Source organism: Pseudomonas frederiksbergensis (assembly GCF_003732705.1).
GTDB classification, from domain to species: Bacteria; Pseudomonadota; Gammaproteobacteria; order Pseudomonadales; family Pseudomonadaceae; genus Aquipseudomonas; species Aquipseudomonas frederiksbergensis_F.
In genome coordinates this window covers 188,337-210,430 of the sequence record NZ_MOBR01000019.1, presented here as the reverse complement: position 1 = coordinate 210,430, position 22,094 = coordinate 188,337, and the positions used below count along the sequence as shown (strand labels likewise).

Annotated in this window: 21 protein-coding genes and 1 pseudogene; 13 read left to right on the top strand and 9 right to left on the bottom strand. The window is 59.2% G+C overall.

What is annotated here, in order from left to right; all coding sequences use genetic code 11:
* Positions 1 to 141: 141 nt before the first annotated feature.
* The 9 genes from mdaB (at position 142) to BK667_RS21275 (ending at position 9,632) form a co-directional block, all read left to right on the top strand.
* Complete coding sequence (gene mdaB, locus BK667_RS21315) at positions 142 to 732, top strand: NADPH:quinone oxidoreductase MdaB (RefSeq protein WP_123516555.1); 591 nt, start codon at positions 142 to 144, stop codon at positions 730 to 732.
* Positions 733 to 915: 183 nt separating this feature from the next.
* The gene (locus BK667_RS21310) at positions 916 to 1,827 is read left to right on the top strand and encodes a LysR family transcriptional regulator (protein WP_123516553.1); all 912 of its coding nucleotides are present in this window, start codon (positions 916 to 918) and stop codon (positions 1,825 to 1,827) included.
* 103 nt (positions 1,828 to 1,930) lie between these two features.
* On the top strand, positions 1,931 to 2,824 hold the full coding sequence (locus tag BK667_RS21305) for an NAD-dependent epimerase/dehydratase family protein (RefSeq protein WP_123516551.1): 894 nt from the start codon (positions 1,931 to 1,933) through the stop codon (positions 2,822 to 2,824).
* Between the two features lie 543 nt (positions 2,825 to 3,367).
* The gene (locus BK667_RS21300) at positions 3,368 to 5,089 is read left to right on the top strand and encodes a carbamoyltransferase family protein (RefSeq protein ID WP_123598790.1); all 1,722 of its coding nucleotides are present in this window, start codon (positions 3,368 to 3,370) and stop codon (positions 5,087 to 5,089) included.
* Positions 5,090 to 5,152: 63 nt separating this feature from the next.
* On the top strand, positions 5,153 to 6,328 hold the full coding sequence (locus BK667_RS21295) for an MFS transporter (protein WP_123598789.1): 1,176 nt from the start codon (positions 5,153 to 5,155) through the stop codon (positions 6,326 to 6,328).
* A 1-nt stretch (position 6,329) separates the two neighbouring features.
* Complete coding sequence (locus BK667_RS21290) at positions 6,330 to 7,004, top strand: HAD family hydrolase (RefSeq protein ID WP_259698141.1); 675 nt, start codon at positions 6,330 to 6,332, stop codon at positions 7,002 to 7,004.
* Positions 7,001 to 7,639, top strand: a complete 639-nt coding sequence (locus tag BK667_RS21285; RefSeq protein WP_123598787.1) for a YdcF family protein — start codon at positions 7,001 to 7,003, stop codon at positions 7,637 to 7,639. The genes BK667_RS21290 and BK667_RS21285 overlap by 4 nt, the downstream gene beginning before the upstream one ends.
* Before the next feature lie 15 nt (positions 7,640 to 7,654).
* A complete protein-coding gene (locus BK667_RS21280; RefSeq protein ID WP_123598786.1) occupies positions 7,655 to 9,109 on the top strand; it encodes an N-acyl-D-amino-acid deacylase family protein in 1,455 nt (484 codons plus the stop codon).
* Between the two features lie 154 nt (positions 9,110 to 9,263).
* Entirely contained in the window at positions 9,264 to 9,632 is a 369-nt protein-coding gene (locus BK667_RS21275) for a glyoxalase superfamily protein (RefSeq protein WP_123516539.1), read from the top strand.
* Positions 9,633 to 9,635: 3 nt separating this feature from the next.
* On the opposite strand, the gene gliR is transcribed toward BK667_RS21275, so the two are convergent.
* Positions 9,636 to 10,664, bottom strand: coding sequence for an AraC family transcriptional regulator GliR (gliR, locus tag BK667_RS21270; protein WP_123598785.1), 1,029 nt, complete (start codon positions 10,662 to 10,664; stop codon positions 9,636 to 9,638).
* Positions 10,665 to 10,840: 176 nt separating this feature from the next.
* Between gliR and BK667_RS21265 the strand changes: the two genes are divergently transcribed.
* Positions 10,841 to 11,083, top strand: a complete 243-nt coding sequence (locus BK667_RS21265) for a FitA-like ribbon-helix-helix domain-containing protein (RefSeq protein ID WP_123516535.1) — start codon at positions 10,841 to 10,843, stop codon at positions 11,081 to 11,083.
* A 26-nt stretch (positions 11,084 to 11,109) separates the two neighbouring features.
* On the opposite strand, the gene BK667_RS21260 is transcribed toward BK667_RS21265, so the two are convergent.
* From BK667_RS21260 to BK667_RS34030, 3 genes and pseudogenes are all read right to left on the bottom strand, one after another.
* Positions 11,110 to 11,574, bottom strand: coding sequence for a hypothetical protein (locus tag BK667_RS21260; RefSeq protein ID WP_259698140.1), 465 nt, complete (start codon positions 11,572 to 11,574; stop codon positions 11,110 to 11,112).
* A gap of 268 nt (positions 11,575 to 11,842) precedes the next feature.
* Complete coding sequence (locus BK667_RS34035; RefSeq protein ID WP_375538782.1) at positions 11,843 to 12,547, bottom strand: methyl-accepting chemotaxis protein; 705 nt, start codon at positions 12,545 to 12,547, stop codon at positions 11,843 to 11,845.
* Positions 12,548 to 12,748: 201 nt separating this feature from the next.
* A pseudogene (locus BK667_RS34030) lies at positions 12,749 to 13,627 on the bottom strand (methyl-accepting chemotaxis protein); the annotation flags it as partial.
* A gap of 399 nt (positions 13,628 to 14,026) precedes the next feature.
* Here BK667_RS34030 and pmrG point away from each other — a divergent pair.
* Both pmrG and BK667_RS21245 read left to right on the top strand, forming a co-directional pair.
* Positions 14,027 to 14,698, top strand: coding sequence for a lipopolysaccharide core heptose(II)-phosphate phosphatase PmrG (pmrG, locus tag BK667_RS21250; protein ID WP_123516529.1), 672 nt, complete (start codon positions 14,027 to 14,029; stop codon positions 14,696 to 14,698).
* A 32-nt stretch (positions 14,699 to 14,730) separates the two neighbouring features.
* Entirely contained in the window at positions 14,731 to 15,564 is an 834-nt protein-coding gene (locus BK667_RS21245; protein ID WP_123598783.1) for a phosphatase PAP2 family protein, read from the top strand.
* Positions 15,565 to 15,780: 216 nt separating this feature from the next.
* On the opposite strand, the gene BK667_RS21240 is transcribed toward BK667_RS21245, so the two are convergent.
* Entirely contained in the window at positions 15,781 to 17,220 is a 1,440-nt protein-coding gene (locus BK667_RS21240; RefSeq protein WP_123598782.1) for an ArnT family glycosyltransferase, read from the bottom strand.
* 242 nt (positions 17,221 to 17,462) lie between these two features.
* On the opposite strand from BK667_RS21240, the gene BK667_RS21235 reads away from it, so the two are divergent.
* Positions 17,463 to 18,437, top strand: coding sequence for a metallophosphoesterase (locus BK667_RS21235; protein ID WP_259698139.1), 975 nt, complete (start codon positions 17,463 to 17,465; stop codon positions 18,435 to 18,437).
* Between the two features lie 12 nt (positions 18,438 to 18,449).
* On the opposite strand, the gene rimJ is transcribed toward BK667_RS21235, so the two are convergent.
* Genes rimJ through BK667_RS33625 form a run of 4 tightly spaced genes read right to left on the bottom strand, consistent with a single transcriptional unit; the run spans position 18,450 to position 22,075 of the window.
* Entirely contained in the window at positions 18,450 to 19,016 is a 567-nt protein-coding gene (rimJ, locus tag BK667_RS21230) for a ribosomal protein S5-alanine N-acetyltransferase (protein ID WP_123598781.1), read from the bottom strand.
* Between the two features lie 57 nt (positions 19,017 to 19,073).
* On the bottom strand, positions 19,074 to 20,096 hold the full coding sequence (locus tag BK667_RS21225) for a sensor histidine kinase (protein ID WP_123516521.1): 1,023 nt from the start codon (positions 20,094 to 20,096) through the stop codon (positions 19,074 to 19,076).
* Positions 20,097 to 20,105: 9 nt separating this feature from the next.
* Positions 20,106 to 21,566, bottom strand: a complete 1,461-nt coding sequence (locus BK667_RS21220) for an ATPase domain-containing protein (RefSeq protein ID WP_123598780.1) — start codon at positions 21,564 to 21,566, stop codon at positions 20,106 to 20,108.
* The gene (locus BK667_RS33625; RefSeq protein WP_259698138.1) at positions 21,563 to 22,075 is read right to left on the bottom strand and encodes a hypothetical protein; all 513 of its coding nucleotides are present in this window, start codon (positions 22,073 to 22,075) and stop codon (positions 21,563 to 21,565) included. The genes BK667_RS21220 and BK667_RS33625 overlap by 4 nt, the downstream gene beginning before the upstream one ends.
* Positions 22,076 to 22,094 lie beyond the last annotated feature (19 nt).

Here is a 22,094-nt window from a genome sequence, read left to right as displayed (position 1 = left end):
GAATCGGCGAAAGTTTATGGCAACAATCGCCTATCGATTCGTGCGTTTTGGTCAAATGATTATTGTGAAATTCAGCGCTTATTCCGCGCGAGGCGGATCGTTACTCTGCCGCCATCGAATTCCAACCTTCTGAGACCTCTCATGAAAAAAGTCCTCTTGCTTAATGGCGGCAAAAAGTTCGCCCACTCCGATGGCCGCTACAACGCCACCCTGCACGACACCGCGCTGAGCGTGCTGGATCGCGGCGGCCTGGACGTGAAGACCACGTTCATCGACGAGGGCTACGACCTCGCGGAAGAAGTCGCCAAGTTTGTCTGGGCCGACGTGATCATTTATCAGATGCCGGGCTGGTGGATGGGCGCGCCGTGGACCGTGAAGAAGTACATCGACGAAGTCTTCACCGAAGGCCACGGCAGCCTCTACGCCAGTGACGGCCGCACCCGTTCCGACGCGTCGCAAAAGTACGGCAGCGGTGGTTTGTTGCAGGGCAAGCAATACATGTTGTCCCTGACCTGGAACGCACCGCAGCAAGCCTTCGACGACCCGACCGACTTCTTCGAAGCCAAAGGCGTGGACGCGGTGTACTTCCCGTTCCACAAGGCCAACACCTTCCTTGGCATGACCGGTTTGCCGACCTTTTTGTGCGTGGACGTGATGAAACGCCCGGACATTGAAGGGGATGTGAAGCGCTATGAGCAGCATTTGACTGAGGTGTTTGGCCTCAAGGCCTGACGCTCAGCTACTATCGATAGCCTGAAGCTGTGATGAACCTGTGGGAGCGAGCTTGCTCGCGATAGCGGTCTTACATTCAACGCATGTGTTGCCTGCCAGACTGCTATCGCGAGCAAGCTCGCTCCCACAAGGGTTTTGCTTCGCCACAGTAGAATCGCGCAGGACAATCGATAAGGGACCCCCGTGAAAGCCAGATCCGATGAATTGCAGATTTTCGTCTGCGTGATTGAATGCGGGTCGATTTCAGCTGCGGCCGAGCAGGTCGGGCAGACGCCGTCGGCGGTCAGCCGCACGTTGTCGCGGCTGGAAGCCAAGCTCGACACCACGCTGATCAATCGCACCACCCGGCGCATGGACCTGACCGAGGAAGGCAAGTATTTCTTCGAACACGCCAAGCTGATTCTCGATCAGATGGACGAGCTCGAAGAGCGCCTCAACTCCCGTCAGCAAACCCCGTCCGGACGCCTGCGGATCAACGCGGCATCGCCGTTCATGCTGCACGCCATCGTGCCGTACATCGATGAGTTCCGTCGTCTCTACCCGGACATCCAGCTCGAGCTCAACAGCAACGACCTGATCATTGACCTGCTGGAACAAAGCACCGACATCGCCATTCGCATCGGCGCCCTGGCGGACTCGACCTTGCACGCGCGCTCCCTGGGGTGCAGCCCGTTGCACATCGTCGCCAGCCCGGCGTATCTGGAGCAACACGGCATACCCGCCGCCGTTGCCGACCTCAAAGACCATGCGCTGCTGGGCTTTACCCAGAACGAAGGCCTCAACCAGTGGCCGCTGCGCCATGTGCACGGTGATCGCTGGCCGATCAACGCGGCGATCAACGCCTCCAGCGGCGAGACCGTGCGGCAGCTGGCATTGGAAGGCCAGGGCATCGCGTGCCTGTCGGACTTCATGACCCATGCTGATATCCGTGCCGGGCGCCTGAAGGAGGTGCTGTCGGAGTTCAACAGCGGCTACCGCCAACCGATCAACGCGGTGTACTACCGCAACTCGCAACTGGCCCTGCGCATTCAGTGCTTTCTGGACTTCATCCAGGGCAAATTGGCGGTGTACGCGAATTCGGATTTCAAAGGCTGATTCGTGATCCCTGCGCAAGAGTGAATTGGGCTACCGGGGATTTTTCGACAGGGATCGGTCGTTGATACTCGTTGCATCACTTATTCACGCAGGTAGTTTCTCCATGAACGTATTCGTTACCGGCGCCGCCGGTTTTATCGGCGGCTCCATCGCCACGGGCCTGGTCCAGGCCGGGCATAAAGTCACCGGTCTGGTGCGCAGCGCCGAACAGGCCAATGAACTGACCGCGCTGGGCATCACGCCAGTGATCGGCACCCTGGATGACAGCGCTCTGCTGGCCGACCAGGCCCGCGCCGCCGACGCTGTGATCAACGCCGCCAGCAGCGACCATCGCGCCGCAGTGGAAGCCTTGCTCAATGCGCTTCGCGGCTCCAATAAAGTGTTCCTGCACACCAGCGGTTCGAGCATTGTTGGCGATGCCTCGGGCGGCAAATCCAGCGACGTCATCTACCTTGAGGACAACCTGCCGGAGCCCACCGTCGACAAGGCTGCCCGCGTGGCCATCGACAACCTGATCCTCGCTGCGGCGAAGGACGGGGTGAATTCGGCTGTCATCTGTAACACCTTGATCTACGGCAACAGCCTCGGCGTCAAACGCGACAGCGTGCAGTTGCCGCGCCTGTTGAAACAGGCACGCAAAAGCGGTGTGGTGCGTCACGTCGGCACGGGCCAGAACATCTGGTCCAACGTGCACATCGAAGACGTGGTGGCTCTGTACCTGCTGGCGCTGACCAAAAATGTACCGGGTACGTTCTACTTCGTCGAAAGTGGTGAATCGTCGTTTATCGACATGACCACCGCCATGGCGAAAGCCCTGAACCTCGGCGAGCCGCAAGACTGGCCGCTCAAAGACGCGGAAGCCGAGTGGGGTTATGAAATGGCCAACTATGGTTTGGGCTCCAACAGCCGGGTTCGCGGCAAACACGCCCGTGAACTGCTGGGTTGGGCGCCAAAGCGTACTTCAGTGACCGAGTGGATCCTGCACGAAATGGTGTGAGGTGAACGCCCGCTGATTCTTTTATAAGTTTCAGAAACATGGCCCGCCGATGAGCAATATGCTCGTCGGCGGGCTTTTTTTTGTGGCTGACAAAGTGATTATTATTTTGGCGCCCAAGTCCCTATAAACAGGGGGCGTTAACGGGTTATTTAATTTTTGCATGGGGCGATATTTAATTTTTAGTTGAAGCTGTATGAGGTTGTTCGGAAATTTCCTACTAGTCTTTGACCCGGACAAACATGGGCAGCCCTGATGGCAGACCTTTGAAGTGTCCGTCACCCACTTGTTGACCCGGCATGAGGCCGGGGAAGCAGGAAAATGCTTGTGGACTTTTTTTGCAAAAGGACTTTGCGATGGCGATACACACTCTTGATGCTTTCTCGTAAAGGCATATCCCGGGCGAATCAAATGACTTCGCCTCCTCAATCTTTGTGACGTTCGGCCCTTGATGCCGCGAATCCGTCCATACACCCAGGCTAGAGCGTCGCGCTCATCGAGTGTGGGCACAGTTATCACTAACATTGGCAAGAACAAGGAGTAGTTATGATCATTTTAGGCATTACTAACAATGATTTGTCGGGTGCCTGCCTGGTACGTGATGGTCAGATTCTTTCGGCGGTCAGTGAAGAGCGTTTTACTCGCATAAAAGATCATAAGATCTGGCCCGAAAAGTCCATTGAGTTTGTGTTGAGCCAAGCGGGTATATCGCTGGAAGATGTCGATTATTTGGCCTATGGATGGAACGCCGGTTTCAGTGCCGATAAACACCTTGAGTTGTATTTTGATCGCATCGTTGAAGAGGTCAGGAATAACCCCCAAGGGCTTGCACAGTTTCGTCAACGTGTAACCGATGAAGTAAGAAACGATAAAGAGAAACGCGCCGAGTTTGACGAATACATATCGGCCAATGGTTTGGCCGGCAAGGCTTATTACATTGATCACCATGAATGTCATGCCCTCGGTGCGTATGTCTGTTCACCGTTTGACGAAGCGTTGACGCTCACGTGTGACGGGCGCGGCGATTTTCAGTCCCTGACCGTGACCTGGTACAGCCCGACCGAAACCACCGTGCTGCAGCGCGAAACCAGCATCGACAGCCTGGGTTATTTCTACGGCCGGATTACCCACTTGCTGGGCTACAAACCCAACCGGCATGAAGGCAAGGTCACAGGCCTGGCCGCGTTTGGCGATCCGCAAAAGTTGCTGGGGGTCATGCAGCAGATGATCCGTTTTGAAAACGGGCGCATCAAGGCCTGCTGCGGCGACATGTTCCTGCCGTCCTACAACCACTACAGCGAACCGCTGGAAACCCTGTTTGCCCGGGAAACCCCGGAAGACATCGCCGCCGCCGTACAACGCCATACCGAAGACCTGCTGGTAGCGACGGTTACGCATCACTTGGCGCAACGGGGCAGCACCAACCTGTGCCTGGCCGGTGGTGTGTTCGGCAACGTGAAACTCAATCAGCGTCTGCGCGAGATTCCAGGGGTGAAAAACGTCTATGTGCTGCCCTGCATGGGCGATGGCGGTCTGGCGCTGGCCGCCGCAGTTGGGGCGGCCTACCTGAAAAACGGCACCCGTTTCAAAAACCCGGCAATGACCCTCGGGCCGCAGGCGCGCAGTGTGTCGCAGAACATCAACCTGATCATTCGCGACTACCCTGAACTCGGTTATCACACGCCATCGAACATCATCGAGGTCCTCACCGATGCACTGACGCAGAATCAGGTGTTGGGCATGTTCAAGGGCAAGATGGAATTCGGCCCGCGTTCGCTGTGCAACCGCAGCATCGTCTATCACGCCCAGGACGCCGAGGTGAACGATTGGCTCAACAAGCGCATGCACCGCACCGAGTTCATGCCCTTCGGCCCGGTCACCGCCATAGAGCAGGCACCGGCGTGTTACGTGGGTTGGGAAGCGGATCAGGTGGCGGCGGACACCATGACCATGACCTACGATTGTCATCCGCAGTTCAGCGAGGCCAGCCCGGCGGTGGTGCACATCGATGGTACGGCGCGACCACAGGTCATCCGCCCCGAGGGCGACCCGTTCATGCACCGTTTGTTGAATGCCTGGTACGACAAGACCGGTCAGGCAGCGTTGATCAACACCTCGTTCAACCGGCATGAAGAGCCGATCGTGTGTTCTTCCCAGGATGCACTGGATGCGTTGAAAGAAGGTATGGTCGATCTGGTGGTGATGAGCGAGTCGCTGATCGTCTGGCGCAAAGGCAAAAACAGTTTCACCCAACAACGCTTCGAGTAATGGATGGATGTTTTCAGGGCTCCAGTGGAGCCCTGATGGGAGTTTCGAGCGTATGGTTAGTCAATGTATTTAATTTTTTTCGGGTTCTTTGCAGCAGAAGGAATCATCTATCCGTTCTGGCCGACCTGGCTGGATTCCTTAGGTTTCAGTGCCAGCCAGATAGGCCTGTTGATTGCGGCCGCTTACTGGCCTCAAGTGTTTACCGGGGTGTTTATCACTTATGTGGCGGACTGGCGCGTGGACCAACTGCGCCTCGCTGCTTTCCTCGGCTTTTCGGCGGCGTTCTGTACGTTGTTGTTTTATTTTATGCCGGCGCACTTATGGATTTTTGTGTGCCTGAGCATTCTGTTTGGCGGGCTGTGGATGGTGGTGCTGCCGTTGTCCGAGTCCTATTTGCTCAAGCGTGACAAACAAGCGCTGCAGAACTATGGCTGGGTCCGGGCGGTGGGCTCTTCGGCGTTTATCCTGACCTCGACCCTCGGCGGTTTGTTGTTCGCGCACTACAGCCAATCCTGGGTGCCGATCGTGATTGCGGCGAGCATGTTGTTCACTGCACTGGCGTGTCTGCGATTGAAACGCCAAGTGTCCAAAGCGCATCTGGCGCCGATCAGCCGCACGATTAAACGACCGGACTGGAAAGCACTGTTCGCGCACAAAAGTCTGTTGATCGCGATTGCTGCGGCCAGTTTTATTCAACTGAGCCACACCTTGTACTTTTCCACCGCTTCCATTGGCTGGGGTGTGAAAGGCTACTCTTCAGCCTCCATTGGGGCGTTCTGGTCCGTGGCGGTAATGGCCGAAATCACTTATTTCGCGCTCTCCAATAAAGTCCTGTCGTGGTGTTCGCCCCTGTCCATCGTGATGTTTTCCAGTGTCTGTGCGGCGCTGCGCTGGGCGTTGTTTTCCAACAGTGATGCGGTGTCGGTGATTTTGCTGGGGCAGTGCCTGCATGCCCTGAGTTTTGCCGCGTATCACTCGGCGATCATGCGGTTTATTCGCGACCATGCGCCGCAGGATATCCAGGTCTTTACCCAGGGCGTTTACTACTCACTCGCCGTTGCGCTGCCCATGGGCCTGGCCACGCCTTTTGCCGGGTATCTGTACGAAACGCGGCCGCAGTGGTCCTACTACGTGATGGCGCTGTTTGCCTTGATCGGCACAGTGCTGGCGTTTATTGCTCATCAGAGGATGCGAAGCTCAACTCATGACACAACGAACGTTTACAGCCGTCTGCTTTGATATGGATGGCGTCCTTATCCAGTCTCGCGAGGTCATCGAATTCGCCTGGACCACTGTCGCGCGGCACCACGGTGTGGCCGTCAACCAGGCGTTTATCGACGACCATATTCACGGTCGCCCCGGCGGCCATACCTTGCAGGCCCTGTTTGGTCAGTTTGACGAACAGAAACGCCTGATGATCAAAAAGGAAGTCGATGCCATCGAGCAGGTCTCGACCTGTGCGCTGGTGCCGGGTGTCGCTACGTTTATCGCCCAGTTGAAGGCGTGCGCGGTGCCCCTGGCCTTGGTCACCAGCAGTTGGCGAGCGCGTGTCGATAACGTCTTGCAGCAACACGACCTGACTACGGCTTTCGACAGCATTATTTGTCGGGATGACGTACGCCGTGGCAAACCGGCGCCCGACGCCTATCGCCTGGCGGCGGCACAATTGGAACGTCAGAGCGATGAATGCCTGGTGTTCGAGGACTCGGTCAGCGGCGTACGGGCGGCCGTCAGCAGCGGTGCGCTGTGCATCGGCATCGGCGACGATCAAACGTTGACCGCTCACGGCGCAGAGCAGATGCATGAGGATTTCACGGTGCTTCCGGTCTCGTTGACCGAGTTGGGGGCACACGCCTATGCGGACGGCGGTCTGTTCATCAGCGGGCGGGTTGCTCAGAGGTTCGCACGCTCATGACGCCGACACTGCAATACGCCACGGTTTTGTGGGACTTCCTCGGCGCGGGGCGAAAACACAGCGCTTGCGAGCTGATCGTGGTCTGTGGGTCTTACGATCTGCGGGTTTGCGATTACGCCTGCGAGCTGCTGAAAAAGGGCGTCGCCCCGCATCTGTTGTTTACCGGCAATACCGGAAACTGGACGAAGCATTTGTGGGAAAGAACCGAAGCCGATATTTTTGCGCAACGGGCCCTGGCGCTGGGGGTGACGGCGGATCAATTCACCCTGGAGTCTCGCGCCACCAACTTCGCCGAGAACATCGCGTTTGCCAAGGCGTTGTTCCCGCACGTGCGCCGCGCGACGTTCCTGACCAAACCGAATTCGATTCGACGCGTGGCCCTGACCCTGCCCATTCAGTGGCCGGAACTTGAGGCTCATGTGGATGCGCCGTCGTTCGGTTTTCCAGGCGAGGTCAGCAACCTGATCGGGGTTTTGGGGCTGATCGACGAAATGGTCGGGGATGTGCACCGCATCATGGTTTACCCTTCGTTGGGCTTCCAGGCCCAACAGGTGATTCCCGAAGATGTCCAAGTGGCCTGGCGTTATCTGGTGGAACAAGGCTTCGACCACCATTTGATCAAGGGCAGGAGCTGACGCAGGGAGACTGACATGTTGTACGACACGCTGATCCGCAATGCCCTCATCATCGACGGCAGCAACCGCCCCGGTTATCCCGCTGACGTGGCGATACTGGAGGGCCGCATCGCGCGCATCGGCGACTTGCACGACGCCCGCGCCACGGAAGAAATCGACGCCGCTGGCCGAGTGCTGGCGCCGGGTTTTGTCGACGTGCACACCCACGACGACACGGTGGTGATTCGCCAGCCGCAGATGCTGCCCAAGCTCAGCCAGGGCGTGACCACGGTGATCGTCGGTAACTGCGGGATCAGCGCCTCGCCGGTCAGTTTGCGCGGCGACCCGCCGGACCCGATGAACCTGCTCGGCCCGCGTGCAGCGTTTGTTTATCCGACGTTCAGCGATTACCGTGCGGCGGTCGAAGCGGCGCATACCACGCTGAACGTGGCGGCGCTGGTTGGTCACACCGCCCTGCGCAGCAACCACCTCGACGACCTGTTTCGCACCGCCACCGCCGATGAAATCGCCGCGATGCGCGAGCAACTGCGCGAAAGTCTTGAGGCGGGCGCGCTGGGGTTATCCACAGGCCTGGCGTATGCGAGCGCGTTCTCGGCGTCTACCGATGAAGTCATGCAATTGACCGAGGAGCTGACGGCGTTCGGGGCGGTCTACACCACCCATTTGCGCAGTGAGTTCGAACCGGTGCTGGAGGCCATGGACGAAGCATTCCAGATCGGCCGTCATGCCAAATCCCCGGTGATCGTTTCCCACCTCAAGTGTGCCGGCGTGGCCAATTGGGGGCGCAGTCCGCAACTGCTGGCGTCCCTTGAACAAGCGGCGAAAACCCACCCGGTGGGCTGCGATTGTTATCCCTACGCGGCCAGTTCTTCGACCCTGGACCTCAAGCAAGTCACCGATGCCCATCGCATCACGATCACCTGGTCCACGCCGCATCCTGAATCGGGCGGCCGCGATCTGATCGATATCGCCGCCGAGTGGGACGTGCCTCTACTCGACGCCGCGCGGCGCCTGCAACCGGCGGGCGCGGTGTATTACGGCATGGACGAGGCAGATGTGCGGCGGATTCTCGCGCACCCATTGTCGATGGTCGGCTCCGACGGTTTGCCGGAAGACCCGTTTCCGCACCCTCGCCTGTGGGGCGCATTCCCCCGGGTGCTCGGCCATTTCAGCCGTGATGTGGGGCTTTTTCCGCTGCACACCGCTGTACACAAGATGACCGGGTTGTCGGCGGCGCGCTTCGGCTTGAAGGAGCGGGGCGAGATTCGTGAAGGGTATTGGGCGGATCTGGTGTTGTTTGATCCGCTGACCGTTCGTGACGTGGCGGATTTCCATGACCCGCAGCGGGCGGCGGAAGGGATTGATGGGGTGTGGGTTAATGGTGTGTTGAGTTACAGCGAAGGCCAGGCGAACGGCAAAAGGGAAGGGCGGTTTCTGGCGCGGGAAGGGGATTTGCGCTTGGGGTTTTAAGATCAAAAGATCGCAGCCTTCGGCAACTCCTACAGGGCGATCTTTTGATCCATGTCTCATGATGGCGATGTGCAATTAAAGAATCCTCGCGCCAAGCCGAAGTGCTGACATCCAGCCCGGCTACACTGGGCTTTTCCTATCAGGGAGCAACCTCATGAGCTTCGGCAAAACCACTCCGATCCTGCGGATCTTCGACGAAGCCAAGGCAGTGGCGTTCTACGTCGACTTCCTGGGGTTCAAGATCGACTGGCAGCACCGTTTCGAAGCCAACTTCCCGTTGTACCTGCAAATCTCCCGGGGCGAATGCGTGTTGCACCTGTCTGAACACCACGGCGATGCCACACCGGGTTCGGCATTGCGCATCGAAACCGATGAACTGGAAGCCTTCCAGCAGCAACTGAGCGCCAAGGACTACACCTACGCCAAACCTCAAATCCAGGCCACACCATGGGGCAGCCAGGACCTGACCGTGACCGATCCGTTCGGCAATCGGCTGGTGTTTACCAATGCGATTTGTGTTTGAGTTTCAGCCTTTGTCAGGCGCGCGGTGGGCCTGGCGAAACTCGCCGGGCGGCATCCCGCGGCGGCTTTTGAACGTACGGTGAAATGAGCGAGGCTCGGTGAAACCCAGGTACTGGGCGATGTCCTGAATCGGCAAGGTGCTGTTGAGCAAGTAATGCTCGGCCAGTTCCTGGCGCAGGTCATCAAGGATCTGCTGGTACGAAGTACCAGCCTGATGCAACTGGCGTTGCAGCGTGCGCACCGACACGGCGCATTGCTCGGCCACCTGCTCTTTGCGCGGTAACCCTTCCTTGAGCAACTGGCGCAGGATGCTTTTGACCCGCTGCTCCAGTGACGCGTCCTCCAACGTGGCCATGAGTCCCAGGGCGTGTTCTTCCAGGGTGCGCAGCAATTGCGGATCAGCCTGGCGCAAGGGCAACTGCAAATACGGCAACGGCACAATCAGTGCTGAATAGGGCTGGTCGAACAGTACCGGGCAGTCGAAAAACTGTTCGTACTGCGCCTGCGTGGTGTCGGCCGGTCGTGCATGTTCGAGCCAGACGGCGGCCGGTGAAAGTTGGGTATCGGCGATCCAGCGCGCGTATTGCAACCAGGAACCGAGCACGTTTTCCACCAGGTGCCGGCGTATGCGCGGCCGTTGATGACGGCAGGTCCAGATCAGGTGCACGTGAGCGTCCCGCACCTCGGCGCGACTGACGCCCATGTCGCCGACCAGTTTTTCGAACGGCATGATGCGGCTCATCGCATCGCCCAGGGTCGCGCAGTTCATGGTGATGTAATCCAGCACGCTCCAGGAGTTGGGCAACACAAAACGTGCGGCGTTGAGGCCGAACAACGGATCGCCCGAATGCTCGCAGAAATAATCGAGCAATCGTTCATGGGCTTCGCCCGGCAATCGCAGGCTGTTGTCGCTCAACTGCTGCGCCTGCAACCCGGCCGCTGCCAACGCCGGCTCGATGGCCATACCCAGTTGTTCGGCATGGCGCACGTATTTGAGCAGCGGAGGAACCGAGGTGAAGCCCAGGGATTGCATGATCGTAGTCCTTTGATCAAAGCCCGCGTGCGCGGATCAATGCGCTGAAAGGTATGTTGAAACCGCAGCTAAAGTAAATGGCTCAATGGGCTCTTCATGCCATCGACATTGCAGCAGCATGGGACGCGGTGAATAGGGCACAATCATCGGCGATTTCATTGATTGCAGGAGGTTGTATGGCCAGCATCACGATTCGAAACCTTGACGATCAGATAACAGAACAACTGCGCATCGCCGCCGCCCACCATGGACATTCGATGGAAGAGGAGGCGCGCCTGATTTTGGAGACAGCGTTGGCAGCTGTCGATTGCGCCGGAGGACTTGGAAGCCGCATCCACGACAGATTTGGTGCAAGTGGGTGTGAGCTCAATCTGCCTTCGCGGGAAGAGAAAGCAACGGCTGCGGTGGCCGCTAAATAGCCTTCGGCGTACAGGGGCGCTTGGTGTCACTCCGGCATCGAGCGAAGGATGTCCGCCAAATCGTCCCGGGTGATTTGGTTGGCTTTTACGGCGGCGGCGACGTTTTCCTTTGACAGGGGGAAGCGTTTGAACAGGTCTTTCAACGTATCGGCGTCGATATTCGATAGCCAAAGTGGATCAATCAAAGCACCGCCGTATTCCGGCTTCATCGGCACTTCTTCGTGGGCGATGACGCCTTTGTGGTTCAAGTAAACCCAATAACGATCGAATCCTTCGGGGTAGCTTTTATCGTAATAGAGCGTGGTTCCGAGGGGCAGCACGTAGTCGTGTTCATCGCCGTTGCGCCCTTCGATCAGAAGAGGTTCTGTGGTTTTGATCATGTGCCGGCCATAGGCGCTTGAGATGTTGCTGAGCACGACGGCTGTCAGCACGGCGATATTCACCAGCACCAACACGGCCGGGCCTAGGTAGATTCGCTTGTGGGTCGGCATTGTCATAGGGCGCCTTCGGTATTTTCTTCGAGCTTAGCGCGGCGGGCCGGGGGGAGGGGAATCAGTTGGATTTGATGTTGGCTTGTAGGGCCTCTTCGCGGGCAAGCCTTGCTCCTACAGGATTTGCGTCGATCACTTTGATTTGATCGTTCCCACGCTCCGCGTGGGAATGCAGCCCGTGACGCTCTGCGTCACATGCCGAAGCAGACGCGGAGCGTCCATTGAGGCATTCCCACGCGGGAGCGTGGGAACGATCAGACGGTGAATGTCAGACCCGGAAGTGGCTGACCATCTGTTGCAGCTGACCACCCAACCGCGCCAGTTCAACACTGGATTTAGCGGTTTCGTCGCTGGCGGCGGCGGTTTGTTCGGAGACGTCGCGCACGTTGATGATGCTGCGGCTGATCTCTTCGGCCACGGCGCTTTGCTGTTCGGCGGCTGCGGCGATCTGCTGGTTCATCGACTGGATGTTGGACACCGTGCGGGTGATGTTTTCCAGGGAAACACCGGCCTTGCGGGTCAGGGCTACGCTGCTGTCGGTCAGGGCGCGGCTGTTGTTCATCACGGCCGACACTTGTTGGGTGCCGTTCTGCAAGCCAGCCACCAGGCCTTCGATTTCTTCGGTGGATTTCTGCGTGCGTTGGGCCAGGCCACGGACTTCGTCGGCGACGACCGCAAAACCACGACCGGCTTCACCGGCACGGGCCGCTTCGATGGCGGCGTTGAGCGCCAGCAGGTTGGTCTGTTCGGCCACCGCCTTGATCACGTCCATGACGCTGCCGATCTTGTCGCTTTCCTGTTGCAGCACGCTCATCGCTTCGGTGGAACGTGCCACTTCGGTGGCCAGGCGTTCGATCTGGGCGATGGCTTCGTTGACCACTTTGTCGCCTTCGCGGGCTTCGCCGTCAGCGGCGGCGGCTGCCTGGGAGGCTTCTTCGGCGTTGCGCGCGACTTCCTGCACAGTGGCGGTCATCTCGTGCATCGCGGTGGCCACTTGATCGGTCTCGATCTTCTGGCTGTTGACCCCGGCGCTGGTTTGTTCGGTCACGGCCGACAACTCTTCCGCCGCGCTGGCGATCTGGGTGACACCGTCGCGGATGCCGCTGATCAGATCCCGCAGGGTCACGCCCATGCGGCCGATACCTTGCTGCAACACCCCGAGTTCGTCGCGGCGGGTGACTTTGACGTCTTGGGTCAGGTCGCCGCTGGCGATGCGGTCGACGACGGTCATGGTTTCACGCAGCGGGCCAGTGATCTGGCGGGTGATGACCACGGCCGCGACCACGCCGACCAGCAATGCCAGCAAGGTGCTGATCAGTTGCAGGGTGCGGGCCTGGGCACTTTCGATGTCACGACGATCGATCTGGAATTGATACAGCTTGTCGCTCAGGTCGACGATGGCGTTGCCCTGGTCGGTCATTTCCTTGCGCGCCTGCACAGCTTCGTTGCTGGCGGTTTTGTAAGCCAGCAAGGCGCTGCGGTAGTTGGTCAGCGCGGTGTCCAGTTGACGCAGGGCGTCTTGCTGGGTCTCGGCGAAATGCACGTTCAGCGGCTTGAGGCTGGCGATGGCCGCGTCCAGTTGGCCGACGGCTTTTTGCTCGGTCTCGGCGTTGGTGCTGGCGGTGTAGCCGCGCACTTCATAGCGGGCCAGCATGAACGCTTCCTTGGCCTGGGTGATGGCCTGGAACTGCTCGAAACGCTGATCGCTCAGGGGCATGTCCTGCACGCGGGTGCTGATGGTGTTGATCAGCGTGCTGGCGGTCTCGGCGTTGGCGCCCATGGCATCGCGGGCACTGTTACCGGTGCGGTAGGCGCCGCGCATTTTGTTCAGGGACGTCTGGTAAGCGGCGATGGTCGCGGCCTGCTCTTTGAGCATCTTGACGTTTTCAGGGTTTTTGAATTTACCCAGCAGTGCGGTTTGCTGAGTCACAAAACTGTCGAGGGTGGTCTGGACGTTCTGCGCGGCGGTTTCGTCGCCGTTGGTCAGCATGTATTGCAGGCGCACCACGCGCAGCTTGGTCAGGCCGGCGTTGAGCTGGGTGATGTCGCTCATCCAGTTGCTGCGGTCAATCAACCCGCCCAGGCTCGTCCAGCCGGTCAGGGCCAGGACGCAGGTCAGTGCCAGGACCAGGCCGAATCCCAGGCCCAGTTTCAGGTTCACGCTGATATTGCCGAACCAGCTATTCATCACAATTCCTCCAGGAACGTAGTGTTTCTATATCGTCAGTTGGCTGGAAGATTGTTGTTTTTAGGTGCCAGCAAGGTGTGTTGCAGACCTGTATCGGCAGCAATCCCGAGAGCTGAAAGGTTTTTGTCAGACAGATCCTGTAACAAGGTTTGTGGGGCGGTCTTAAGCTTTTTTTCACATGGGTTTCACTTGCTGGCGACGTCAGCCTCTCTACCCTTGTCGCTTTAAATCACACGTGCGGCATGCCGGCGGGGGCGGCTTTTTGTGGAATTGAGACTGAGTCTGTTCGGGATAAAACGCTCGATTGATCTGAGCCGCTTTGCCCGTTATCGCAATGCATTGGTGGTACTCGCCTCGGCACTGTTGGTCATTCCGCTGACCTTCTGGCTGCTGGCGCCCGCTGCCGTGCCGGACCTGGCCCATGGCAACGTGGTCGGCGCCAGGGCGTTGATGTCGGGTTGGGCCAAGGGCGACATGATCGTGCTGGTGCGCCACGTCGAGCGTTGCGATCACTCCACGGCCGCGTGCCTGAGTGGCAACGATGGCATCACTGACCGTTCTCGTGGCGTCGCAGTGGCTGTCGGCTCTCACTTCGAACGCCTGGGCCTGTCCAAGGCTGACATCTATAACAGCCCGATGGTGCGCACCGCTCAAACGGCTGGTTACATGTTCAACTCGGTGGGCGCGGGCGAAGACTGGTTGATCAGTTGCAAGGGCAGCATGCTGCGCGACGCCCTGGCGCACAAAGTGCCGGGCCGCAATCTGATTTTAGTGACCCACAGCGAGTGCATGACCGAGCTGGAAAAAAGCATGAACGTGTCGACCTCCACGCTGGGGTATGGTGCTTCTCTGTTTGTTTCCACGCAAACACCTCAAGCGCCGACCATTCTTGGCTACATCGAGGCCTCCGACTGGAAGTCGGTGACCACTCAATAGAATGTCTTCATTTCTTTGACTCAGGATTTACGATGCAGACAGCTTCCCCTTCCCGTTTTTACTGGGTGAATTTCGGTATTCCGCTGGCCTGTGCGGCCGTGGTGTTCCTGATGTTCGACATGACCAAAATCGACATCGCCTTCAGCAATCTGTTGTTTGACCCGGTTGCCCAGATATTCCCGCTCGACAAGGTTCACTTCTTCGAGAAACTGACCCACAAGTGGGCGCGGATCATCCCGAACTGGACGGCTGAAATCGCCTTGATCGGCGCGATCCTGTCGTTCGTGTGGCCGCTGGTGAACCCGCAGAAGCACCCACGACTTGGCGGTTTTCTGGAGCGCTGCAAAGCCGCACCGGTGCTCAGGTTCACCCATGCGCACCGTCGGGATTTTCTGTTCGTGGTGTTCGCCTTTGCCATTTGCACCGGTGTGATCCATTTTCTCAAGGCCCACACCAGCGTTTATTGCCCGATTGAGACGACCCTGTACGGCGGCAAACTCGCCCATGTCGAGTGGTACAACAACTTCCAGTTGTTCAGGGAAGCGGGCGACGGTCGTTGCTGGCCGGGCGGCCATGCCTCGGGTGGGTTCACCATGCTCGCGTTGTACTTCGTGGCCCGGCGCTACCGCTGGCGTTTCTCGAAAGCCGTGATGTGGGGCTCGTTGCTGCTTGGTTTCATCTACGGCACTGCGCGGGTCTTGCAGGGCTGGCATTACATGTCCCACACCTTCTGGGCCGGGATCTTTGTGTGGCTGGCGTGTCTGCTGACGGCGCTGGCATTTTACGGGCGAGTGCGGCTGGAGAAGCCTGTGCTGCAAAAGCTCGAGCGAGCCGAACAGGTCGCGCAGCCGCAGGTTGCTGGTTGATTTAGCGAGCCTTGAACAAAAAAACCCGCCAGCCTCTGATTGAGGGTGGCGGGTTTTTTATTGTCTGGTCCAGGGGCTGGTGGTGGCTTGCAGATCGCCTCCGCGGGCAAGCCTCGCTCCTACAGGGGCTAGGTCGATCGCGAAATTGTGTGCGATATAAATCCTGTAGGAGCAAGCTTGCCCGCGAAGAACGATAACGCGGTCTACCTGAAGGAATCACTCCCCGACAAAATAATACGGCTGCCGTCCTACCATCATGATCTTCAGCACCTTCAACGGCGCCACCGGTTCACTCTCGCCAGACATCACCGCCACATTAGTCGGTGACGCCTTCAAAAACTCATGCAATTGCGCCTCGGTGTCCAACCCCTTGAGCACCTTCTGGGTATAGAACACGGTGGCGCCGCCGACCCGTTCATTGGCCTGGAATAGCGCAACCTCTTGTCCATTGGCCTGCAGCGTCTGAATCTGCTCGGTCAGTGGCAGGAAGGACAGCTCGATATCGGCCCGGGGCATGGCCCATTGGGCGGCGGCCAGGTAGCTGGCGATAACGACGGTGAGCAAACCGGCGGCCAATGCTTGGCGATGCCGGGCGATACGGCCGAGCAGCGTTGAGGCGCCTTCACGGGCCTTCAGCCTGTCGAACAGAACGCGGGCATACTCCGCCGCAATCACCGCGGCGGCGGGTGTCATGGACATCAGGTACACCGTGCGCTTGCTCGACGCCAACGTCAGCATGAGGAACTGCGCCAGGATCCAGACGGTAAAAAACAGCAAGTAACGATTGGCCATCAGGCTTTTGCGAAAGTGCCACAACCCCAGGTACACCAGGATATTCCAGGGCAGGAAGGCTTCTGGCAGCTTGGTCAGGTAGTAGTAGAACGGTTCGTAATGTCCGGCCTCGACGAATGAACCGCTGAAGCGACCGACACTGTTGGTCAGCAAGACTTCGCCCAGCGCATGTGCACCACCGCGTTGATACAACACGGCGAGCCAGATCATCAGCGGGATCAACCCCACCAGCGTCAGCAGGCCGGGGCGTAGCCAATCGGTGATTTTCAGGCGTTTATCCATCAGGCTCTCGGCCAGCAGAAACGCGAAGATCACCACACCCGGCATCGCCAGGCCCAGCACGCCTTTGCTCAGGGTCGCGATGGCAATCCCGGCGACGAACAGCAGCGCATTGCCGGCTGTGGAATGACGTTGGCCCTGGAAAAACCCCAACAGCGCCATGGTCACACCGAGGGCAAGCAAGGCGTCTTCACCGACACCGCGCACATTGCTCCAGTAACTGGCCATCGTCGCCAGCAGGATCCCGGCCGTCCAGGCAATGGCCTTCGGCCGGCCGAACCGGCGCAGCATGGCGTACAACACCATCACACTGAACAACCCGGCAAACGCCGACGCTAATCGTACCGCCCACGGTGTGCCGCCGAATACGCGGATGGCCCCGGCATCGAGCCACAGGCTTAGCGGCGGTTTCTCCAGAAAGGGTTCGCCAAACAGGCGCGGTGTCACCCAGTCATCGTCCAGGTGCATTTCCATGGCGATCCCGGCGACCCGGGCTTCCGTAGAACCTTGCAATTGATGATTGCCAAGCGCGAAGAAAAACAGCAGACAGCCAAGCAGGAACAGCAACGGGGCAGGACGCGACATAAGGTTCTGGCTACCGAAGAAAGGGGGCCGTAAAAAAAACGGGCTGGAAAAAGTATACGGGGCGAATTCTTAACAAAGTGTGAACAACTGGTGTGATCTATTGATGGCCAAGGTTGACCCTTGTTTCCCTTCTGCCTGGCTGGCCATGCCAAGTGAGCCCCTGATTGAAACGCACCCTGACTCCATTGCCCGGCGCAAGACGTGTCGCCCTTGGAAAAGCTGTTCGCAGGTCCGGTATTGCCTTGATCATCCTGTTGATCGCCGCATCGATTGTGGGTTACTGGATGTTCACACCGCCGGCGCCGTATGTTCCGTTGATGGACCTGGATCCTTCAGTCGTATCGATGATCGCCTTGGGCGATCAGGGCAGCGGCGATCTGCAACAGTGGCGAGTGGGGCAAGCCATGGAGCGGGTCGCGGCCAAGGACGGGCGGCTGGACATGGTCGTGTTGTTGGGCGACAACTTCTATGGCAAATCGCTGACCGGCATTCACGACCTGAGCTGGCAGATGAAATTCGAGCGCGTTTATTGGGGGCAGTGGCTCAGTCACGTGCCGTTCTACGCTGTGCTGGGCAATCACGATTACCCGGTGTCGCAAAAGGTCGAAGTCGAATATGGTCAGCGGCACGAGGGCTCGGGCCGTTGGCAGATGCCGAGCACGTTCTACGTCAAGGATTTCGGCAATGTCGATGGACGCCCATTGGTGAGGATGGTTTTCCTCGACACGGCGGCGCCACGGGAATCCTTCCAGCGGCAGATCGATTTACTTGACCAGGCCTTCCAGCAGCCGGGACCGGCGCCGGTGTGGCGCGTTGCGGCGGCCCATCACCCGGTCCGCAACCATGGCGAACATGGTGAGGATGGCGAACTGGTTTCCCTGCTGTTGCCCGCACTGGAACGCAACAAGGTGGATATGTTCCTGGCCGGGCACGATCACAATCAGCAACTGTTGTTACGCGCCGCAGAGCCCGCCTGGGTGGTGTCCGGGGCTGGCGGCCAAAAACTCTACGCCGTTGGCGCCACTGCGCTGGACACCTCGTTTGCCAACGCGCATGCCGGGTTTGCCAAACTTGACTTCAATGCCAGCCAGTTGCGGCTGAACTACTACGACGACCGAGGCAATCTTGAAACCGGTTTTCTTTGGGCCAGGGATTGTCAGTGGATGGCCAAGGGGTGTTTGTTGCCCGATGCCGCGCAACAGATCGTCGCGCAATAGCTGGCTCAGTGCTTAACGGAATAGGGTATGTGGTGCAGGGTTGATCAACGCCGTCAGCACATGATCCTGCCAGCGCCCGGCGATACTCAGGTAAGCCTTGGCGTAACCCTCGCGTTCAAATCCCAGGCGTTCCAGCAGCCGCGCACTGCGTTCATTGCCCGGGATGTAATTGGCCATGATCCGGTGCAGTTTCTGCTCATCGAACATGTAGCCGATGCCCGCTTCCAGCGCTTCCTGCATCAAGCCCCGACCTTGATGGGATTCGTCGATGTGGTAACCGAGATAGCAGGCCTGGAACGCCCCGCGGGTGATGCCGCTGAAATTGCACGCGCCGATCATCTGGCCGTTATCCGGATCCAGCAGCGCGAAATGTACCGCCAGGCCGGCTTCAAATGCGCTGGCTTGCACCTCAAGGCGCGGGCGGATGCGTTCAGGGCTGTGGTAATCGGTGGGGCGAATCGGTGACCAGCGGGCCAGATGCCGCTGGTTGCGGCGGTAGAAGTCGCTTTCCAGCGTTGCCTGATCAGGGTCGAGCACCGCCAGGGTCAGGCGTTTACAGGGCAGGGACAACAGCGGCATAGAGCGCTCCGGTTCGCGGGGATCGTCGCGCAAGCATTACGTGGCCAGCGGAAAAACTCAAACCACCAGCGGCAACGTCACGATAAAGGTGCTGCCCTGGCCATCGCCGTCGCTCATGCCGACCACCGTGCCGCCATGGGCTTCCACCAGCTCACGGACCACCGTCAGGCCGATACCCAGGCCGGCGCCGTTGAAGCCGATGGCATGCACGTCTTGCACAAATGGCTCGAAGATAAACGGCAGGGCCTGGGCGGAAATACCGATGCCGTCATCGCAAATGCTCATTTCCAGCACGTCATCCTTGGCGGTGACGGACAGCGTGACATTGCCCCCGGCCGGTGTGTACTTGGCCGCGTTGCCCAGCAGGTTGCCAAGGATTTGCGTGAGGCGTACCGGGTCGCCGTCCACCGACAGCGCGCACGGGGGCAGTTCGGCGTTGAAGTGCAAGTGACGGGTGTTCATCAGCGGGCTGCACACTTCGATGGCGCCCTGGATGATTTCCACCATGTCGACAATTTGGCGATCCAGGCGCAGTTTGCCGGTGCTGGCGCGGGACACGTCGAGCAAGTCGTCCACCAGCCGCGACATGTGTTTGACCTGACCTTCGATCAGCGCCTGCATGCGCGGCAGCTCTTCGGCGGGCACTCGTACCAGGCGCCCGGCGATCATGCTGATGGGCGTCAGTGGGTTGCGCAGTTCATGGGCGACAAGGGTGAGAATGTTGCGTTGCTGGGCCAGGGTGTGTTCCGCCGAGGCTTGCAGGTTTTGCGCGCTTAGGGCGGCGATCACCAATTGGGCGTTGGCCTCGCGCATCTCCAGGAACAGGCGTTGTTCTTCTTTCGAACGCTGGGGTTTTTCCGCATCGGTTTGCGCCAGCAGCACTGCCAGCACCAATTGCTGATTGGCTTCCACCAGGTGTTCGATCTGCTGGGCGTCCACCAACCGGTTGTTGGTGTCGCTCAGTTCTTTTTGCAGCGCCGCGAGCACGGCGCGGGCCTCGACGGTTTTCTGGCCGAGCAGGAACAACTCGCGAGCGGCCGTAGCCATCGCTTGTGCATTCGCGCCATTGGCCTCGGTCATGGTCCTTGTTTACACCTTGTCCTGGAGGGCGGGCCGACGGGTTGGCCGGCCACCGAGCAAGCCTTCCTGATCCGGCAACATTTCGCCGATCTGCAGGCCGTTATCGTCGATGCGGTACAGGCGCAACTCATCGGAGTGAGCGCTGGCGCGCACCTTGACCACGGCCATGATGCGCAGCAAACGGCTCTGCACTTCGATGTAGCGCTGGACGATGATCGCATCGGTCAGGAATGCCGTGCCGTAAGGGCTGAAACGCAGGTCGGTGTAGCGGTCCTCCAGCTCCGAGGTCATCAACACACTGACCCCGGCACTGGTCAGCGCGGTAACCATGCGCGACAGCGACTCGCGGAAGTCCTCGCGGAAGGTCGGTGCCAGTGCGAGTTCGAAACCGGACAGCGAATCGATCACCACACGGGTGGCTTTGAGTCGGTTGATCTCGCTGAGCAGCAACTGGACGATTTCGTCGATGGACAGGTCCGGCGCCCGGCTATCCACCAGACCGACCTTGCCACTCTGGATCAGCCCGGCCAACGTGGCGTTTTGCGAGTGGTTGGGCCGTTGTTCGAACACCGCAATCACGCCGGTTTCGCCGTTGCGCGCGCCTTCGGCGAGGAAGGTCGCCGCCAGAATGCTCTTGCCCGAACCCGATGGCCCGGCCACCAGCAACGAATAACCCCGGGGCAAACCACCGCCGAGCATGTCGTCGAGCTGCGGAACGCCCATTTTCAGGCGTTTGATCGGGAACTCCAGCGGCGCTTCAATCGGGTTCAGCGGCGCGGGGGCGAAGACCTTGATCCCCGAGGTGGCGATGCGGAAGGTGTGCAGCCCCGGCAAGGTCGGCTGGCCGCGCATCTTCATGATTTCCATCTTGCGCACCATCGAGTTGCGCTCGACGCTCTGGCGCAGCCAGATCAGCCCGTCGGCCACGGTGAAAATCGGGTTGGTGTCGGTTTCGGTGAAATATTCGCCAATCAGGAAGGTCGTCGCCTGCCAGGTGGTCATCAACATGCCCAGTTGCTGGACGAACTGCGGCAGGTTGTTGTTCGGATTGTCCTGGGTCTGGCTGGCCAGCACCACGGAGCGGAACGAGTCGACAAACACCAGCGACGGCGAGTGAGCCTCGACCTCGCTGACGATGCGCCGCAGCACCTCGTCCAGATTCCCGGCCAGGGTATCGTCAGCCAGGTTGATGTAGCGGATCGACTGGTTGATCGCTTCGCTGTCGAAAAAGTCGAATTGCTGCTGGTAACGCAGCATCTTCAGCGGCGGCTCGCCCAGTACGGTGAAGAACAGCGCCGGGCGTTCAGGCGTGGCCAGGGCAAACATCATCTGATGCGCCAGGGTGGTTTTACCGCAGCCCGGAGGGCCTGCAATCATGTTGAACGAAAACTCCGGCAAACCTCCGCCCAGCACCTCGTCCAGTCCTGGCACGCCGGTGGCCAGACGGTTGATAGTTACTTTGGTGCTCATGGCGAATTTTCCTGCGAAGGGGTGTCGCTCAAAGAAGGTTCCCACACGCCACGAAGCAAACGTGCGGTGAGCGAGGGCCCGATCAGCGTGGTCAGCAATTCATAGAACGTGGTCAGCAGCACTTCACCGAAAAACAGTGCATCGACTTCGCTTTGCTCGACGAGTACGGAGTTGAGGGCAATCAGATCCAGCGCGGCCTGCACACTGTCATAGGTGCCGGCCAGACGCGGATGAGTGGAGGCGCACAGATGGAGACTGCGGCGGTACAGCGCGACAACCCCTTGCTGGCCGATGATGGGCGTGAGGGCTGCGTTCATTTCCTGCAAAGTGGAAACAATCGCCTGGGCGATTCTCGCAGTGTCAGCGTTGGGACCAACACGGTGCGCCAGAGAAGCTACGATCTGGCGGCTCTCTTCGCTTAGCGTGGACATGGCTAACTGATATCTGATTGACAGGTGTCGATGGTACACCGAATGCGGGGGGTAAGCGTGATTTGCATCAACGATCATCCGGGCCCCGGAATCCGGG

Excerpts from the sequence above, each read along its gene's own strand:
- mdaB (WP_123516555.1), top strand. The coding sequence starts at position 142 with ATGAAAAAAGTCCTCTTGCTTAATGGCGGCAAAAAGTTCGCCCACTCC.
- BK667_RS21305 (WP_123516551.1), top strand. The coding sequence starts at position 1,931 with ATGAACGTATTCGTTACCGGCGCCGCCGGTTTTATCGGCGGCTCCATC.
- BK667_RS21300 (WP_123598790.1), top strand. The coding sequence starts at position 3,368 with ATGATCATTTTAGGCATTACTAACAATGATTTGTCGGGTGCCTGCCTG.
- BK667_RS21295 (WP_123598789.1), top strand. The coding sequence starts at position 5,153 with ATGTATTTAATTTTTTTCGGGTTCTTTGCAGCAGAAGGAATCATCTAT.
- BK667_RS21290 (WP_259698141.1), top strand. The coding sequence starts at position 6,330 with ATGGATGGCGTCCTTATCCAGTCTCGCGAGGTCATCGAATTCGCCTGG.
- BK667_RS21285 (WP_123598787.1), top strand. The coding sequence starts at position 7,001 with ATGACGCCGACACTGCAATACGCCACGGTTTTGTGGGACTTCCTCGGC.
- BK667_RS21280 (WP_123598786.1), top strand. The coding sequence starts at position 7,655 with ATGTTGTACGACACGCTGATCCGCAATGCCCTCATCATCGACGGCAGC.
- BK667_RS21275 (WP_123516539.1), top strand. The coding sequence starts at position 9,264 with ATGAGCTTCGGCAAAACCACTCCGATCCTGCGGATCTTCGACGAAGCC.
- gliR (WP_123598785.1), bottom strand. The coding sequence starts at position 10,664 with ATGCAATCCCTGGGCTTCACCTCGGTTCCTCCGCTGCTCAAATACGTG.
- BK667_RS21265 (WP_123516535.1), top strand. The coding sequence starts at position 10,841 with ATGGCCAGCATCACGATTCGAAACCTTGACGATCAGATAACAGAACAA.
- BK667_RS21260 (WP_259698140.1), bottom strand. The coding sequence starts at position 11,574 with ATGCCGACCCACAAGCGAATCTACCTAGGCCCGGCCGTGTTGGTGCTG.
- BK667_RS34035 (WP_375538782.1), bottom strand. The coding sequence starts at position 12,547 with ATGACCGCCACTGTGCAGGAAGTCGCGCGCAACGCCGAAGAAGCCTCC.
- BK667_RS21245 (WP_123598783.1), top strand. The coding sequence starts at position 14,731 with ATGCAGACAGCTTCCCCTTCCCGTTTTTACTGGGTGAATTTCGGTATT.
- BK667_RS21240 (WP_123598782.1), bottom strand. The coding sequence starts at position 17,220 with ATGTCGCGTCCTGCCCCGTTGCTGTTCCTGCTTGGCTGTCTGCTGTTT.
- rimJ (WP_123598781.1), bottom strand. The coding sequence starts at position 19,016 with ATGCCGCTGTTGTCCCTGCCCTGTAAACGCCTGACCCTGGCGGTGCTC.
- BK667_RS21225 (WP_123516521.1), bottom strand. The coding sequence starts at position 20,096 with ATGACCGAGGCCAATGGCGCGAATGCACAAGCGATGGCTACGGCCGCT.
- BK667_RS21220 (WP_123598780.1), bottom strand. The coding sequence starts at position 21,566 with ATGAGCACCAAAGTAACTATCAACCGTCTGGCCACCGGCGTGCCAGGA.
- BK667_RS33625 (WP_259698138.1), bottom strand. The coding sequence starts at position 22,075 with ATGATCGTTGATGCAAATCACGCTTACCCCCCGCATTCGGTGTACCAT.